Source organism: Bacillus sp. FJAT-27231, from assembly GCF_001183975.1.
In the GTDB taxonomy this organism is placed as follows: Bacteria; Bacillota; Bacilli; order Bacillales; family Domibacillaceae; genus Pseudobacillus; species Pseudobacillus wudalianchiensis.
Genome location: NZ_LFZU01000001.1, coordinates 2,679,841 through 2,694,919 on the forward strand (window position 1 = coordinate 2,679,841; position 15,079 = coordinate 2,694,919).

14 protein-coding genes are annotated in these 15,079 nt (G+C 42.6%); 1 reads left to right on the forward strand and 13 read right to left on the reverse strand.

Annotated features, from left to right (window positions below; genetic code table 11):
• Positions 1 to 15 precede the first annotated feature (15 nt).
• From AC623_RS12845 to AC623_RS12870, 6 genes are all read right to left on the reverse strand, one after another.
• The gene (locus AC623_RS12845) at positions 16 to 999 is read right to left on the reverse strand and encodes an alpha-ketoacid dehydrogenase subunit beta (RefSeq protein ID WP_049663072.1); all 984 of its coding nucleotides are present in this window, start codon (positions 997 to 999) and stop codon (positions 16 to 18) included.
• A gap of 15 nt (positions 1,000 to 1,014) precedes the next feature.
• Positions 1,015 to 2,010, reverse strand: coding sequence for a thiamine pyrophosphate-dependent dehydrogenase E1 component subunit alpha (locus AC623_RS12850; RefSeq protein ID WP_049663073.1), 996 nt, complete (start codon positions 2,008 to 2,010; stop codon positions 1,015 to 1,017).
• Positions 2,011 to 2,037: 27 nt separating this feature from the next.
• Positions 2,038 to 3,462 (reverse strand): dihydrolipoyl dehydrogenase, encoded by a 1,425-nt coding sequence (gene lpdA, locus AC623_RS12855; RefSeq protein WP_049663074.1) that lies wholly within the window; start codon positions 3,460 to 3,462, stop codon positions 2,038 to 2,040.
• A gap of 37 nt (positions 3,463 to 3,499) precedes the next feature.
• Positions 3,500 to 3,919, reverse strand: a complete 420-nt coding sequence (locus AC623_RS12860; protein WP_049663076.1) for a hypothetical protein — start codon at positions 3,917 to 3,919, stop codon at positions 3,500 to 3,502.
• 23 nt (positions 3,920 to 3,942) lie between these two features.
• Positions 3,943 to 5,043 carry a branched-chain amino acid dehydrogenase gene (bcd, locus tag AC623_RS12865; protein ID WP_049663078.1) on the reverse strand — a complete coding sequence of 367 codons (1,101 nt, stop codon included), beginning with the start codon at positions 5,041 to 5,043 and terminating at the stop codon, positions 3,943 to 3,945.
• 148 nt (positions 5,044 to 5,191) lie between these two features.
• Positions 5,192 to 7,252: a sigma-54 interaction domain-containing protein gene (locus AC623_RS12870; RefSeq protein WP_049663080.1), complete on the reverse strand. Its 2,061-nt coding sequence runs from the start codon at positions 7,250 to 7,252 to the stop codon at positions 5,192 to 5,194.
• 132 nt (positions 7,253 to 7,384) lie between these two features.
• On the opposite strand from AC623_RS12870, the gene AC623_RS12875 reads away from it, so the two are divergent.
• Entirely contained in the window at positions 7,385 to 7,621 is a 237-nt protein-coding gene (locus AC623_RS12875; protein WP_049663083.1) for a DUF2627 domain-containing protein, read from the forward strand.
• Positions 7,622 to 7,672: 51 nt separating this feature from the next.
• Here AC623_RS12875 and AC623_RS12880 read toward each other — a convergent pair whose 3' ends face one another.
• The 7 genes from AC623_RS12880 to AC623_RS12910 form a co-directional block, all read right to left on the reverse strand.
• On the reverse strand, positions 7,673 to 8,407 hold the full coding sequence (locus AC623_RS12880; protein WP_049663085.1) for a glycerophosphodiester phosphodiesterase: 735 nt from the start codon (positions 8,405 to 8,407) through the stop codon (positions 7,673 to 7,675).
• Positions 8,408 to 8,494: 87 nt separating this feature from the next.
• Entirely contained in the window at positions 8,495 to 9,283 is a 789-nt protein-coding gene (gene spo0A, locus AC623_RS12885; protein ID WP_049666599.1) for a sporulation transcription factor Spo0A, read from the reverse strand.
• 181 nt (positions 9,284 to 9,464) lie between these two features.
• Positions 9,465 to 10,670, reverse strand: a complete 1,206-nt coding sequence (gene spoIVB, locus AC623_RS12890; RefSeq protein WP_049663087.1) for a SpoIVB peptidase — start codon at positions 10,668 to 10,670, stop codon at positions 9,465 to 9,467.
• 201 nt (positions 10,671 to 10,871) lie between these two features.
• On the reverse strand, positions 10,872 to 11,561 hold the full coding sequence (locus AC623_RS12895) for an MgtC/SapB family protein (RefSeq protein WP_049663089.1): 690 nt from the start codon (positions 11,559 to 11,561) through the stop codon (positions 10,872 to 10,874).
• Positions 11,562 to 11,772: 211 nt separating this feature from the next.
• On the reverse strand, positions 11,773 to 13,482 hold the full coding sequence (gene recN / locus AC623_RS12900; protein ID WP_049663091.1) for a DNA repair protein RecN: 1,710 nt from the start codon (positions 13,480 to 13,482) through the stop codon (positions 11,773 to 11,775).
• Between the two features lie 17 nt (positions 13,483 to 13,499).
• Positions 13,500 to 13,949, reverse strand: a complete 450-nt coding sequence (gene ahrC, locus AC623_RS12905; RefSeq protein WP_049663093.1) for a transcriptional regulator AhrC/ArgR — start codon at positions 13,947 to 13,949, stop codon at positions 13,500 to 13,502.
• A 287-nt stretch (positions 13,950 to 14,236) separates the two neighbouring features.
• Complete coding sequence (locus AC623_RS12910; protein WP_049663095.1) at positions 14,237 to 15,079, reverse strand: TlyA family RNA methyltransferase; 843 nt, start codon at positions 15,077 to 15,079, stop codon at positions 14,237 to 14,239.

Here is a 15,079-nt window from a genome sequence, read left to right on the forward strand (position 1 = left end):
CTCTATCTACCTATTTTAAAACTCGGCCAATTCCCGCATTGCTTTTTCGACTTTGTCAGGATTGATCATGAAAAACTTTTCCATTGTTGGTGCATAAGGCATAGCCGGTACATCTGGCCCTGCCAGCCGCTTAATAGGCGCATCCAGATCAAACAAGCAGTTTTCAGCAATAATCGCCGCTACCTCACTCATGATGCTGCCTTCTTTATTATCTTCTGTTACAAGTAAAACTTTTCCTGTTTTCTTTGCCGCTTCACAGATAGCTTCTTTATCAAGTGGATAAACGGTGCGCAGGTCGAGTATCTCTGTTTCAATTCCATCCTTCGCTAACCTTTCTGCTGCCTGCATGGCAAAGTGGACACACAGCCCATATGTAATGACTGTCAAGTCTTCCCCTTTGCGCTTAGTATCAGCCTTGCCGATTGGAAGTACGTAATCCTCAGTCGGTACCTCCCCTTTAATTAAACGGTAGGCACGCTTATGTTCAAAAAATAAAACTGGATCCTCATCACGAATGGCTGCTTTTAACAAACCTTTTACATCATAAGGTGTGGAAGGCATTACGATCTTTAAGCCAGGCTGATTAGCAAACACCGCTTCCACTGACTGAGAATGATAGAGAGCTCCGTGTACCCCGCCGCCATATGGGGCCCGGATCACAATTGGACAGCTCCAATCATTGTTCGAACGGTAACGAATGCGCGCTGCCTCTGAAATAATTTGGTTCACTGCCGGCATAATAAAGTCAGCGAACTGCATTTCAGCAATCGGCCGCATGCCATACATCGCTGCCCCAATGCCAACTCCGGCAATAGCCGATTCTGCCAGTGGAGTATCCATTACACGCTCTTCGCCAAATCGATCGTATAAGCCTGCCGTTGCTTTAAAGACACCGCCCTTTTTTCCTACATCTTCCCCGAGAACAAATACTCTCGGATCCCGTTCCATTTCTTCACGCATTGCCATTGTCACAGCATCTATATAAGAAATTATCGGCATCCTCTTTCCCCCCTATTACTCTTCTGCATACACGTAAGTCAAGGCATCTTCCGGTTTTGCATATGGCGCATTTTCGGCATAATCGGTCGCTTCATTGACTTCTTTCATAATGCGGTCATTTATTTCTTTCTCAAGTTCATCATTTAGTACACCAGTTTCTTTCAAGTACTGACTAAACGTAATAATTGGATCGTTTGACTTTGCTTTTTCTACTTCATCTGGTGAACGATACGTACGATCATCATCATCCGATGAGTGAGCAGTTAAGCGGTAGGATACTGTCTCAATTAACGTAGGTCCTTCTCCACGTCTAGCCCGGTCTGCAGCCTCTTTTACATATTTATATACTTCTATTGGATCATTCCCGTTAATGGTGAAACCCGGCATGCCATATCCTTGTGCCCGATCCGCAACATTTTCGCATGATAACTGCTTTTCTACTGGCACGGAAATCGCATATTTGTTATTTTCGCACATGAAAATAACAGGAAGCTTATGGACACCCGCAAAATTCGCTCCCTCATGGAAATCACCTTGGTTAGAAGAACCTTCTCCAAATGTAACGAACGTAACGATATCTTCCTTCCTCATCTTTCCGCCTAATGCAATTCCGACGGCGTGCGGCACCTGTGTCGTAACAGGAGAAGATCCTGTTACGATTCGATTTTTCTTTTGACCGAAATGGCCAGGCATTTGCCGGCCGCCCGAGCTCGGATCCTCCGCTTTCGCAAAGCCTGAAAGCATAATGTCCGTTGTTGTCATTCCAAATGTTAGCACAACACCCATATCTCGATAATAAGGCAGCACATAATCCTTTTGTTTATCAAGAGCAAACGCTGCTCCTACTTGTGCCGCTTCCTGTCCCTGGCAGGAAATCACGAAAGGAATTTTCCCTGAACGGTTCAACAGCCACATCCGTTCATCAATCCTGCGGGCGAGCAGCATTGTTTTATACATTTCCAATACCGTATTGTCACTTAATCCTATCGCAGAGTGGCGATTTTCAGCCATACCTATTCCTCTCCCTTCTTTCTCTCCTTACGAATGAATGGCCTTGCCGTCTACAGCAAGAGCCGCTTCCCCGATCGCTTCACTAAGTGTTGGATGCGGATGAATCGTATGACTTACTTCCCAGGCCGCTGCATCGAGCACACGGGCAAGCCCCGCTTCTGAAATCATATCTGTAACATGAGGCCCGATCATATGAACACCAAGCAAGTCATCCGTTTGTTTGTCCGCTACTATTTTAACAAAACCATCGCTCTCTCCGTAAACAAGTGCTTTGCCAATGGCTCGAAACGAAAACTTACCAGTCTTCACTTCATACCCTTGCTCTGTTGCTTCTTGCTCCGTCAACCCTACACTTGCAGCTTCCGGGCTGGAATAAATACATTTAGGCACCATCGTATAATCAATCGGATCTGCTTCTCCCCCAGCTAGATGATTGACCGCTGTGATCCCTTCATGGGAAGCAACATGAGCAAGCTGCAAGCCGCCAATGACATCGCCAATCGCATAGATATGAGATTCTTTCGTTTGGTAAAACTCGTTCACTACTATGTTTCCTTTTTCTACTTCAATATCTGTATTTTCTAAGCCGATTCCATTTACATTTGCCTGCCGGCCGATTGAAACGAGCAGTTTTTCAGCTTTATACACCGTCTGGCCGTTATTTGTTTCAGCCTGGATACTAATCGAATGGTCTCTTTTTTCCACTGTCTCCGCAAGCACCTTCGCTCCAGTGACAATATGGGCTCCACGCTTTTTGAGAAGACGTTCCATTTCTTTCGAGATCTCGATATCTTCTGTCGGCAATATTCTATTCGCGTATTCCAAAACGGTGACTTTCACTCCAAAGTCAGTGAGCATCGAAGCCCATTCAATTCCAATCACGCCGCCGCCGACGATAATAATAGATTCGGGAAGGCTTTCTAGCGCTAAGGCGTCATCAGATGATAAAACTATATCCCCATCAAAAGGAAGAGCTTGTAACGGCCGCGGATGAGAGCCGGTTGCGACAATCACATTTTTAGGAAGGAGCATAGGATTATCCGTTCCATCGTTCATTTCCACGGACACCGTACCCGGCATTGGCGAAAAGATAGATGGGCCTAAAATACGGCCAAGCCCTTCGTATACATCAATTTTATTCTTTTTCATTAATCCTTGCACACCGCTATAAAGCGTATCGATAATGTCCTGTTTCCGCTTTTGTACCTTCGCAAAGTTTAACGTTACACTTCCCGCAGAGACGCCAAAGTCCTCACTGTTCTTAGCCGTTTTAAATACCTCCGCACTTCTCAATAATGCTTTAGAAGGTATACAGCCTTTATGAAGGCATGTCCCGCCAAGCTTGCTTTTTTCAACAAGGGCTGTTTTTAAACCGAGCTGTGATGCACGGATCGCTGCGACATATCCGCCCGTTCCTCCGCCAAGAATCACTAAATCATATTCTTCAGCCAAATCTTCTCCTCCTCTTTCTATTGTTCACCTTAGTATATTAATCCTCTCCTGTTAACATGAGAAGGGCCTTTTCTGCTAGAAAAAGCAAGCCATGATCACCATGATAAGCAGATTGCCTGTTTTTTGTTTGTAAGAGATCGCTTGAAAAGGCAAAATGAGCTGGGATATTTAAATAATCCGCAATATAACGGGCCATCTTGATGCCCTCATCCACATCTTTTTGACTTCTAGCCGTTGCTTCCTCCATCGACCCCGGTACACAAACCACTTTTAGCTTTGAAAGATTGATGCCTTCTCTATCAAGAGAAGCAAGCAGAGAGAGGCACATTTCCGCCAGCGGCTGTTTTTTGTATGGAAAAGTTTGTTCAAACACGGCTATTTGATTATCAAACACGCCCGCTATCACTTCTTCCCCAGCTACATACATAACGAGCATGCGAAATGCTTTCGATCGCAAAAGCGCCCCTCCTCTGCTTTTTGTTAATGTTTGCGTCTTGATAAAATATGATGGCCATCTAATAAAAATTGATTTCTCGCTTTGCTCATTTTCTGAATCCGTTCTTCAGCCATACGATCAGCCGCCCGATAAGTCGGAATACCGTCACGCTTAGAAATATCAATCGTTTTTTCAATGTTGTAGTAAATCTGCTCTACTTTTTTCATCGCACGTTCGCGATTATAACCATTTAGTTCATCTGCTACGTTGATTACTCCGCCAGCGTTAATGACGTAGTCAGGAGCATAAATAATGCCGCGCTCATGAAGTTCGTTGCCATCTTTTTCTTCTTTTAATTGGTTGTTAGCGGAACCAGCGACCACTTTTACTTTTAGCTGTGGAATGGTCTCTGAGTTGATCACTGCCCCAAGAGCACAAGGAGCAAAAATATCTGCTTCGACTCCATAAATTTCATCTGTATTCACCGCTATGGCACCAAAGTCATCGACAGCCCGCTTTACGGCCTCTTTATTAATATCTGTCACAATTAACTTTGCTCCTGCCTCGTGCAAGTGACGGCATAAATGATAAGCCACATTCCCTACTCCCTGCACAGAAATCGTAAGCCCTTCGAGAGAGTCTGTGCCGAACGCCTCTTTCGCAGCCGCCTTCATGCCGACAAAGCAGCCGTAAGCCGTCACAGGAGATGGATTACCCGAAGAACCGAACGCTGGAGAAATTCCAGTTACATAATCCGTTTCCTCATGGATAATATCCATATCTTCTACTGTTGTGCCAACATCTTCGGCTGTAATATACCGCCCGTTAAGCCCTTGAATATACCGGCCGAATGCACGAAACATTTCTTCATTTTTATCTTTGCGCGGATCTCCAATAATGACCGTTTTGCCGCCGCCTAAATTCAAGCCAGCTGCTGCATTTTTATAGGTCATGCCGCGCGCTAGACGGAGGGCATCTTCAATGGCTGCTTCCTCTGATGCATATGTCCACATTCTCGTTCCGCCGAGTGCTGGGCCGAGTGTTGTATCATGTATGGCGATGATCGCTTTTAATCCGGACACTTCGTCTTGGCAAAATACTAGCTGTTCATAATCATATTTTTTCATGTATTTAAAAATTTCCATTGTATTTCCTCCTCATGTCAGGTAGTTAATCTCTTCTGTTCATTTTTATAATGCAATTGCTATGCCAATAATCGCTTTATGAAAACGCTTTATTTTCCAATTCACTCTCTGCAGATAGTTGCATACTGCGCAATTTTTTGCAGGCAATTTAGTGCAGTTGATACTTTTCCAGCTTGTAATACAAATTTCGAATAGAAATTTTTAATTCCCTCGCGGCGGCTGTTTTATTTCCATTATGTTCAGCTAAACGTAATTGAAGAATTTCTTTTTCATATAGATCGAGCATTTCCTGCAGCGAGCGGCCATTCTGTCTTTTTATCTTTGGCTGTTCGTCTGTCAGTCCCTTCACTTCCTTTTCTCCTTTTAGGAGCGGCGGAAGAGCTGCAGTATCAATGAAGTGATCACTATAGTTTAAAAAAATCATCGCCCTTCCTAATACATTCTCCAATTCACGCACGTTCCCCGGCCATGAATATCCCATTAATCTTTCCATCGCTTCGGGAGTAACTCCTTCCACAGTTCTTCCATAGTCTTGGTTGATCTTCGCAATGAGCCGCTCACACAAAAGCGGAATATCTGCTTTCCGATTGCGGAGCGGAGGAATATGTATCGGCATCCGGTTGAGACGGTAATATAAGTCTTCACGAAAAGTTCCCTCGGCCATCGCTTTTTCAAGATTAACGTTCGTAGCCGCAATGATGCGAACATTGACAGGTATTGATTTTGTTCCTCCTACTCGAACAATTTCCCGTTCTTGCAGCACACGTAAAAGTTTTGCCTGCATATTGGCGCTTAATTCACCAATCTCATCAAGAAAAATACTGCCACTGTTTGCTTCTTCAAACAATCCCCTTTTGCCGCCACGGCGGGCACCTGAAAAAGCTCCATCTTCATAACCAAACAGCTCACTTTCTAGCAGCGATTCGGTTAATGCTGCGCAATTTACGCGAATAAATTTATTATAGCGGCGGTCACTCGCATTATGAATCGCATGAGCGAACAACTCTTTTCCTGTTCCTGATTCTCCTCTTAATAAAACAGTTGCCGGTGTATTGGCCCCTGCTTTTGCTTGTTCCACAGCGATTTTCATTTCCTCAGAACAGCCAATGATTTCCTCAAATGTATATTTGGCTTCGAGCGTACGAATGATTTGCCGTGCACGGTCAAGTTCTTTCGTTAAAGATTGAATTTCTGTTAAGTCATGAATAACACCGACGCTGCCCTTTAGCTTATCATCTACAAGAATAGGGGCTACATTCACGACTACTTCCTTTTTTTTCGGTCCCACATACATTTTTACCCCCCGCACTGGCTGTTTCTTTGCAAGTACCTGTAAATGCACGCTGTCGCCTTCTGAAATGTCAATGGTCGCCGGTTTGCCAATTACTTCTTTTTCACTGAGACCGGTTAACCTTGTATAAGCCGGATTAATGAGCAGCCCTCTGCCTTTTTCGTCAACTACGGAGATCGCATCATCACTTGAAAAAATAATGGCTTTCAGCATCGTTTCAATTTCTTTTAAATTTGTAATTTCCTCAGCTAAATTTACTACTTCGGTAATATCCTTAAAAATAGAAAACGCCCCAATGACTTTTCCTTCTGTCGTGATCATCGGGATGCGGGAAGTAATAATTTTTTCATTTTTGGCAAGTTGTTGTTCCCGGTTCATTTCAGTCTGCTTGCTTTTTAATACTTCCGGCAGCCGGCTGTTGGGCACAATTTGTTGAACGTGTTGTCCAATGGCCTCTCTCTTTTTGATCTTCAGTATACGTTCGGCACTTTTGTTAAATAAAATGATTTTTTCTGTATGGTCGATGACAATCATGCCTTCATCGATTGATTCAAATATAATATCATATTGATACGACTGATTTTTCAACTGCATAATCAATTCTTCTTTTTGCTGAAGAAGCTGCGCCAGTAAATAAGCAACACTTCCTGGAATCACAATAGCAGCCGGATCGTATTGACGCACTGCTTCAAATACCTGGCTATTGCCTGTCACCTCAATAATGACATCCGGCTTCCTGTCTATGAAGGAGCGCCAATCCTGTCCTGTTTGAACTCCTATCTCCCTTGCCAGACAAAGAGCTGGTGCCTTCCCATTCACATCTACTACCGCTATGACCTTCATAATCTGGCTGTTCTGTAAGATTTTTAAAACTGAAAGGCCGCCTTGCCCACCGCCAATAATTAAAGCTGTTTGCATGAAGCCATCCCCTCGCTTTCTTTCAGCCTGCAAATTCTTGCATACTCTTATTTTATACGTGTAAATCTAACTTGACAAATTTTTCAGGTGAGATATGATTTTTGTGAGTAACAATTGAAGGAGCAAAACTACATGATCCGACTACTGGCATTATTGGTTTTAGTGATTCCTGGCTTTTTGGCGGGGCTTGGCATAAAGTTAATGAGAGATATGCTATTCGGTATATTGCAGCCGCCATTCCCTTTCCTTTGGCTGCAGTTCCTTGTTGGCCTCGTTCTGTTTGTTGGCGGACTAGGATTTGTTGCCGGTTTTATTTTTTACAGAGACCGAAAGAACAATAAAGTACAAAACCGCTTTAAAGACAAGTAAAAGCTCCTTGTGCGTTTCTGCGTTTTCAGCAGGTTACGCATAAGGAGCTTTTTATACATCTAACACGCTATCTCGGATTTCTAAAGCCATTTTTGGATCATCAGTAATAAGGGCTGAGCAGCCTTCCTCAATCAGCCATCGGACTTGCTTTTCTTTATTTACCGTATACGGACGAATTTGAATGCCATGTTCAATAGACGAACGAATAATGTTAAGGTTGACTGTGCGGATATTTGGGTGAATCGCTCCCGCTCGAATCGCTTCTGCATATTTCCAAGGCATATAAAGATGAGAAGAGTATAGAGCAGCCGTTTCTAAATCCGGTGCAAGCTGGTATACGTAAGTCAATGAGTAATGATTAAATGAGGAAATAATCACACGGCCCTCGTAATTAAATTGGCGAATCAGCCGAATAACCTTTTCTTCCATACCTGGATAAGGAAACTCATTATTCTTTAGCTCAATGTTGCAAATAATTTCATTTTCCCGCATCCATTCAAAGATCTCTTCTAACGACGGAATGCCAATATCCCTCGTTGCTTCTGGAAATTTATATTTTGCTTCCAGCTTCGATAAATCCTTCCATTCCCAATCTTTCACGTATCCCTGTCCATTTGTCGTTCTGTTAAGCTTTTCATCATGAATGACAGCAAGACGCCCATCTTTTGTCAGCTGAACATCCAATTCAATGCCATCGGCTCCTGCGGATTCTGCCGCTTGAAAAGCGGCTAACGTATTTTCCGGAGCTATCGCAGAAAAGCCGCGATGGGCAAAGATAGCAGTCATAGAAACACATCCTTTTTCCATATATGCTGCTATGTATACAGCTAGCAGGCGGCTTTACTGGTCCGTCTTGTCAACCTCCTTACTTTTTCAAGAGGCTTTATGCTCAAGGCGTAGCTTATCTGCGACCATCGCAATAAATTCTGAATTTGTCGGCTTCGCTTTTGACATGGAGACTGTGTAGCCGAACAAATTGGAAATCGAATCAATATTCCCGCGGCTCCATGCTACTTCAATCGCATGGCGAATAGCCCGTTCTACACGGCTGGCGGTTGTGTTGTATTTTTTAGCAATATCTGGATAAAGAACTTTTGTAATAGAACCAAGCAGTTCAATATCATTGTACACCATTGAAATCGCTTCCCGTAAATACATATACCCCTTAATATGCGCCGGGACACCAATCTCATGGATAATACTTGTAATGTTCGCATCTAAATTAATGGCTTTTTTTGCTGGCTGCTTCAACATTTCTTGGGATGAGCGCCGCATCATTGAATTTTCTTTCCCGCTCACTTGACGAATATGGTTAAAGAGACTTTCGATGTCAAATGGCTTCAGCATAAAATAAGAGGCCCCAAGCTCTACAGCTTTTTTAGTTACATCCTCCTGCCCAAACGCTGTCAGCATAATAACATTCGGAACGGTCTCCAGATCAAGCTCTCTCATCCGCTCCAATACGGCTAACCCATCTACGTGCGGCATAATAATATCGAGAATCAATACATCTGGCTGTGCGTCCGGCAGCATCTCTAAACAGTCTTGCCCATTGCTTGCTCTTCCTGTCACTTCCATGTCTTCCTGAGAAGAAATATATTCCTCAAGCATATTCACCAGATCTCGGTTATCATCTACAATAGCTACTTTTATTTTAGTCATCATTTATTTCCTCCCCATCCGTTTGCTCTCTCGCAAGTGTACATTTATTCTAATAGTTTTTTCGACAAAGGGAAATGATTTCCTTTAAATTTTAATAATATATATTTTTTTCGTTGAGATTCCTTTATTTTCGACGAATTTCTTCCAGTTTATAAAAAAACAAGCGGAATTATCCGCTTGTTTAACTCGCTTCACTCTTTTCTGTCTCAGTTAACGAAATGCCTGCCTCATTAAGCATCCATTCAATATGCACTCCATATCCTGACGTAGGATCATTCACAAACACGTGAGTAACAGCACCAATGATTTTTCCATTTTGGATAATCGGACTTCCGCTCATCCCTTGAACTATTCCCCCTGTTTTGTCAAGCAGTCTCTTGTCTGTTACTTTTAAAACCATTCCTTTTGTCGCCGGGTACTTTTGAGGAATGGTGCTAACGATTTCGATATCGTACCATTCCACCTTTTCCCCGTTAATAACTGTTAGAATCTTGGCAGGCCCTTCCTTCACTTCATGTGACAAAGCAACTGGATAAGACTTTTTTGCCAAATTATCAGAAAGCGGCTCATTTAAGCGGCCAAATATACCGTACGGACTGTTCCTCTTAATATCACCCAGCTTTTTCTGACCCGTTGAAAACTGGGCCAGCTTTTCTCCTGGGTTACCATTGCGTCCTTTTTCAATGGAAGTGACTTTCGATTTTACAATTTCTCCACCTTGAACAATGATTGGTTTTTTTGTATCTGCATCGGCAATGACATGGCCAAGCGCTCCATATTTTTGTGATCGCGGCTCGACAAAAGTGAGTGTACCAATACCTGATGCTGAATCACGAATGTACAGACCAATTTTAAACGATTGTTCATTTTTATCCTTTAATGGTTGTAACTCCGTGTGCACCATTTTTTGATTTCGGCGTATCGTCATCTGAAGCGGTTCAGCCTCTTGTCCCGCCCGTTGAACAAACGCACTAATGTCCTGCATTTTCTCAATTCTTTTCCCGTTAATTTCCGTGATCATATCACCAACTCTAATGCCAGCCTTTTCTCCAGGCGACTGCTTTCCGCCCGCAGTTTCAACAAGGTGATGGCCAACTACAAGAACACCGAATGTATTCAGCTTAATACCGATCGACTGTCCTCCTGGTATGACACGGATTTCACGAGCAGCGACAGCTTTTTCATTTTTCTCTGGAAAACCAGCCAGCTGCAATAGTTCGTCTTCATTATGAAGTGTACGTCCCGTTGCCACTGACGTTTTTTCAGTTTCTGAACGACTTATGTCTATTGCATAAGCATTGTTAATAAAAGAAGAAAAAATCAAACATACTACAAAGGAAACAAGGAGAATTCCACCAGTGATTGTATTGAATAGATACTTGTTCAAACCGTTCACTCTCCTCGCTTCTAATCGAGCCTGACTTGCTGGCCGTATCTATACTTTTTCCTTGAGAGGCCTCAATTATTACGTAAAAAGCTGCCCACAGTTGGATGTGAATGACAATAAAAACAGCCTGCATAAGGCAGGCTGCAGGAAAATATAGATAAGATCAAGCATGATCGAGTGGTATGCAGTAAAGCAAGCTCGTCAAAGTGCTTCCATTTCAACGCTAATTACATGTTTAATTTGTTTTAATTCATGGTAGACATCTGTTGCATATAATTTTTCATTAACTAAAATAGTTAGGTCCATTTGCTGCAAAGTCCCTTCCTGTACATCCTTGATGCGAACTTTGCTTGCTTTCATGCCTTTTTGTTTCATTTGCTTTAATATTTCCGTCATTTTTTCATCATTATCTACTATGATTTTGACCTTTAATTGCTTCTCTGTTAAAGCCTTAGGCCCAATCCACTTAAAAATAATTGGAAATATTTCTACACTAATGATAATTAAACAAGTGGAAATAATTGCTTCCATCCAAAAGCCAGCCCCACAAGCGATTCCAATGGCCCCCGCTCCCCAAACAATGGCGGCAGTCGTCAGCCCGGAAATAATATCATTATTTCTTCTAAGAATAACTCCTGCTCCTAAAAACCCAATTCCTGATACAATTTGGGCGGCGAGCCGGAGTGGATCCATTGGTTTTTCGTACGGGATCGCAAAGTGGTTAGCTGCATCAATCGAAACATCTGTAAGCAAACAGCTCGTGATCCCAATGACAACACACGTTTTCAAACCAATGGGCTTTTTCTTAATTTCCCTCTCTAAACCAATGATCATAGATAAGATAGTAGCAACACCCAGATTAAAAATAAAATCACTGACTTCGATAGACATATCTCCCCTTCTCCTTTGCGAACACGACCGTAATCCATTAGATTTTTTAATAATCTTCTCTGCCGTTTTTTAATCCAATTATATAGGATCATTTATAAAAATATAGAAAAAAGCTGCAAGAGCAGCTTTGAAATTGTCAAAAAGAGGATTTTAGCATCCCCATCTTTAAGTGTGCGGTTAAGGACTTGGTTAACAGCCTAAAAGCGGTTATTCACATCTCCTTTAAGGACGCGGCGAGGTCTAACAGCTCTTTTGCATGCTGCTTCGTTAAATCCGTCATTTCCACTCCAGAAATCATCCGGCCAATCTCCCGGACCTTGGCTGCATCTTCCAACGGTTCCACTACTGTTCTTGTCCTCCCATCTTTCATTACCTTTGAAATATACAAATGGGTATCCGCCATGGCTGCCACCTGCGGCAAGTGAGAAATACAAAGCACCTGCGAATGGATGGCGACCTCATAAATTTTTTCGCCAATCGCCTGGGCAACACGGCCGCTTACACCGGTGTCAACCTCATCAAAGATGATGGAAGTAATCCCTTGATGCTGAGAAAAAATCGTCTTCATAGCCAGCATAATCCGTGACAATTCTCCGCCAGATGCTACTTTTGAAAGTGGTTTAACTGGTTCTCCTGGATTGGTTGAAATGTAAAATTCTACTTCATCCAGTCCGTCTTTTTTAAAGGGCTTTGTTCGGCCTCCGCCGCTCTCCTCCAACGTTGCAAACTGGATCTCAAATACCGTCTTGTCCATATATAATTGCTTAAGCTCCAAATGAATAGCATCCGTTAACTTTTTGGCTGCCTTCTGTCTTAAACGACTCAGCTGTTCTCCTTCCAGCAGTAAATCTTTTTCATAGGCAGAAAGCTCTTTGTACAGCTTTTCAATATGGGTTTCCCGATTCGTTAGCGTCTCAATTTCCTCTTCAATTTTGGCTCCATATTCTAAAATTTCTTCAATAGAGCCGCCGTATTTTCTTTTCAATTGATTGATCTCATTCAATCTCGTTTCAATAGTATTGAGGCGATTTGGATCAAATTCTAAGCTATCCAACGCAGAGCCTGCATGCCGGGCTGCATCTTCCAGTACGTAAAAACTTTCGGAGACAGCCTCATAAATCGACTTGTAAGATTCATCAATTTCAGCGGCTGCTTCTAGCTGCGTCATCGCCAATCCAACCCAATCCAGCCCTCTTCCTTCTCCTTGGAGTGCGTTGGCCGCATTTTGAACGGATTCGTATAGTTTCTCGAAGTTGCTAAGCTTTCTTTTCTCTTCTAACAACTCTTCGTCTTCATGCAATTGCAATTCTGCCTTCTGAATTTCAGAGAGCTGAAATTGAATTAAATCGAGGCGGTGAGCCATTTGCTGTTCATTCTCACTCAACTGGCTGATGGACTTCGCTGTTTGTTCATATCGCTTATATACTTCGGCATAGCTCTCTTTGGCAGCTAGCACTTCCGTTCCGCCAAAATGATCAAGTAAACGCAGGTGCTGACTGGCATCCATTAATTCTTGGTGTTCATGCTGTCCATGAATATCAACGAGAGCTGACCCGATTTCACGTAAAATGCCAATCGTGACAAGCTTTCCATTGATACGGCACACGCTCTTGCCATTTGCCGAAATCTCGCGGCGAATGATGATCGTTTCTTCTTCCACCTCAATGCCAAATTCTTGCGCCTTCTTCAAACAAGGATGATCCGGGCTATCAATTTGAAACATTCCTTCTATTTCGGCTTTTTTTTCGCCGTGGCGAACAAATTCAGATGAACCGCGGCCGCCAACAAGCAAGTGAACCGCATCAATAATGATGGACTTTCCTGCACCTGTTTCACCCGTAAGTACAGTCAGTCCTCTTTCTAGTGATACGTGAAGTTCCTCAATAATCGCAAAGTTGCGTATAGACAATTCCTGTAGCAAAGTCAGTTCACCTCAAATCAAAGCATTTCTAAAAAACGTTCCGAAATGACAGACGTATGCTCGGGAGCGCGGCAAATAAGCAAACACGTATCATCACCACAAATAGTTCCCATTATCTCTTCCCAATCTAAGTTATCAATTAACGCCCCCACTGCTTGGGCGTTGCCCGGAAGTGTTTTCATAATAACAAAATGTCCGGCAGAATCGATGCTGACGAAAGAATCTACGAGTGTGCGCTTCAGTTTTTGTAAAGGGTTAAAGCGCTGATCCGCCGGCAGGCTATATTTATAACGGCCGTCCATTAATGGAACTTTTACTAAGTGCAATTCTTTAATATCGCGGGAGATGGTTGCTTGCGTAACGTTGTAACCGAGTTCTTTTAAATAATCAACTAATTCATCCTGTGTTTCTATTTCATTATTGGCAATAATTTCTCTTATTTTAATGTGACGTTGTCCTTTATTCATCGTTCATCACCTCATAGATCGTATAAATATACCTGAATATACGACATTTTATCTTATTTACCCACTAATGTATAGTATTCAAGATTTTTCAGATAATTAAATCTATTCAACAGACTCCTCCTATACACAGCTATTGCTTTTCGTTACAACCAACTGTTAAAAAACCATATTCATCTTTAAGAGAACCAATCAATAAAATATTTAAAAATGCAGCACACCTTATTCACTGAACGCCTCTCTTAAATGAGAAAACTGGCCAGAACCTCCTGACCAGTTTTCTAATAGAACTAATTCGTTTTTTTAACTTGCTTTAGTTCGGAATGAGCAGCCTGCACAACTGACTCCACCGGCACCTCTAAAAAGTTTTGTCCTACTATCGAATCGGCTTGCGGCCAAGTTAAGTGAATCAAAAATTCAATATTGCCATCTCCGCCGGTAATCGGTGAAAAGGAAAGGTTTTTGATGTCATAGCCAAGCCCGATCGACAAATCGATAATTTTTTCTACTACTTCTTTGTGAATAGCCGGATCCCGGACAATTCCCTTTTTGCCAACCTGCTCTTTTCCTGCTTCAAATTGCGGTTTAATGAGCGCTACCGTATCGCTTCCGGGTACAAGCAGCGTTTTTAAAACAGGCAAAATGAGCGAAAGCGAGATAAAGGATACATCAATGGTGGCGAACTCAGGAGCCCCCTCCTTGAGATCCTCTGGCGTGACGTAGCGGAAGTTTGTCCGTTCCATTACTACAACCCGCTCATCCTGACGAAGCTTCCATGCTAGTTGGTTGTATCCGACATCAAGCGCATAAGATAGCTTTACTCCATTTTGCAAGGCACAATCAGTAAATCCACCGGTCGACGAGCCAATATCAAGCATAATTTTATCTTTAATATCGAGTTCAAAGACTTTTAATGCTTTTTCCAGCTTCAAACCGCCGCGGCTTACATAAGGAAGCATATTGCCTTTTATTTGCAAAGGAGCATCGGAGGAGATTTTTTCACCAGGCTTATCAAGTCTTTCTTCGTTAGAATAAACAAGACCGGCCATAACAGCACGCTTCGCTTTCTCTCTTGTCTCAATAAGGCCTCTCTCCACGAGCAGCACATCAATACGTTCTTTTTTCGCTTTCAT

Coding starts and splice junctions, on each gene's coding strand:
- AC623_RS12880 (WP_049663085.1), bottom strand. CDS start 8,407: ATGACTGCTATCTTTGCCCATCGCGGCTTTTCTGCGATAGCTCCGGAA.
- AC623_RS12845 (WP_049663072.1), bottom strand. CDS start 999: ATGCCGATAATTTCTTATATAGATGCTGTGACAATGGCAATGCGTGAA.
- AC623_RS12870 (WP_049663080.1), bottom strand. CDS start 7,252: ATGCAAACAGCTTTAATTATTGGCGGTGGGCAAGGCGGCCTTTCAGTT.
- ahrC (WP_049663093.1), bottom strand. CDS start 13,949: ATGAATAAAGGACAACGTCACATTAAAATAAGAGAAATTATTGCCAAT.
- spo0A (WP_049666599.1), bottom strand. CDS start 9,283: ATGACTAAAATAAAAGTAGCTATTGTAGATGATAACCGAGATCTGGTG.
- AC623_RS12895 (WP_049663089.1), bottom strand. CDS start 11,561: ATGTCTATCGAAGTCAGTGATTTTATTTTTAATCTGGGTGTTGCTACT.
- AC623_RS12850 (WP_049663073.1), bottom strand. CDS start 2,010: ATGGCTGAAAATCGCCACTCTGCGATAGGATTAAGTGACAATACGGTA.
- bcd (WP_049663078.1), bottom strand. CDS start 5,043: ATGGAAATTTTTAAATACATGAAAAAATATGATTATGAACAGCTAGTA.
- AC623_RS12910 (WP_049663095.1), bottom strand. CDS start 15,079: ATGAAAGCGAAAAAAGAACGTATTGATGTGCTGCTCGTGGAGAGAGGC.
- AC623_RS12875 (WP_049663083.1), top strand. CDS start 7,385: ATGATCCGACTACTGGCATTATTGGTTTTAGTGATTCCTGGCTTTTTG.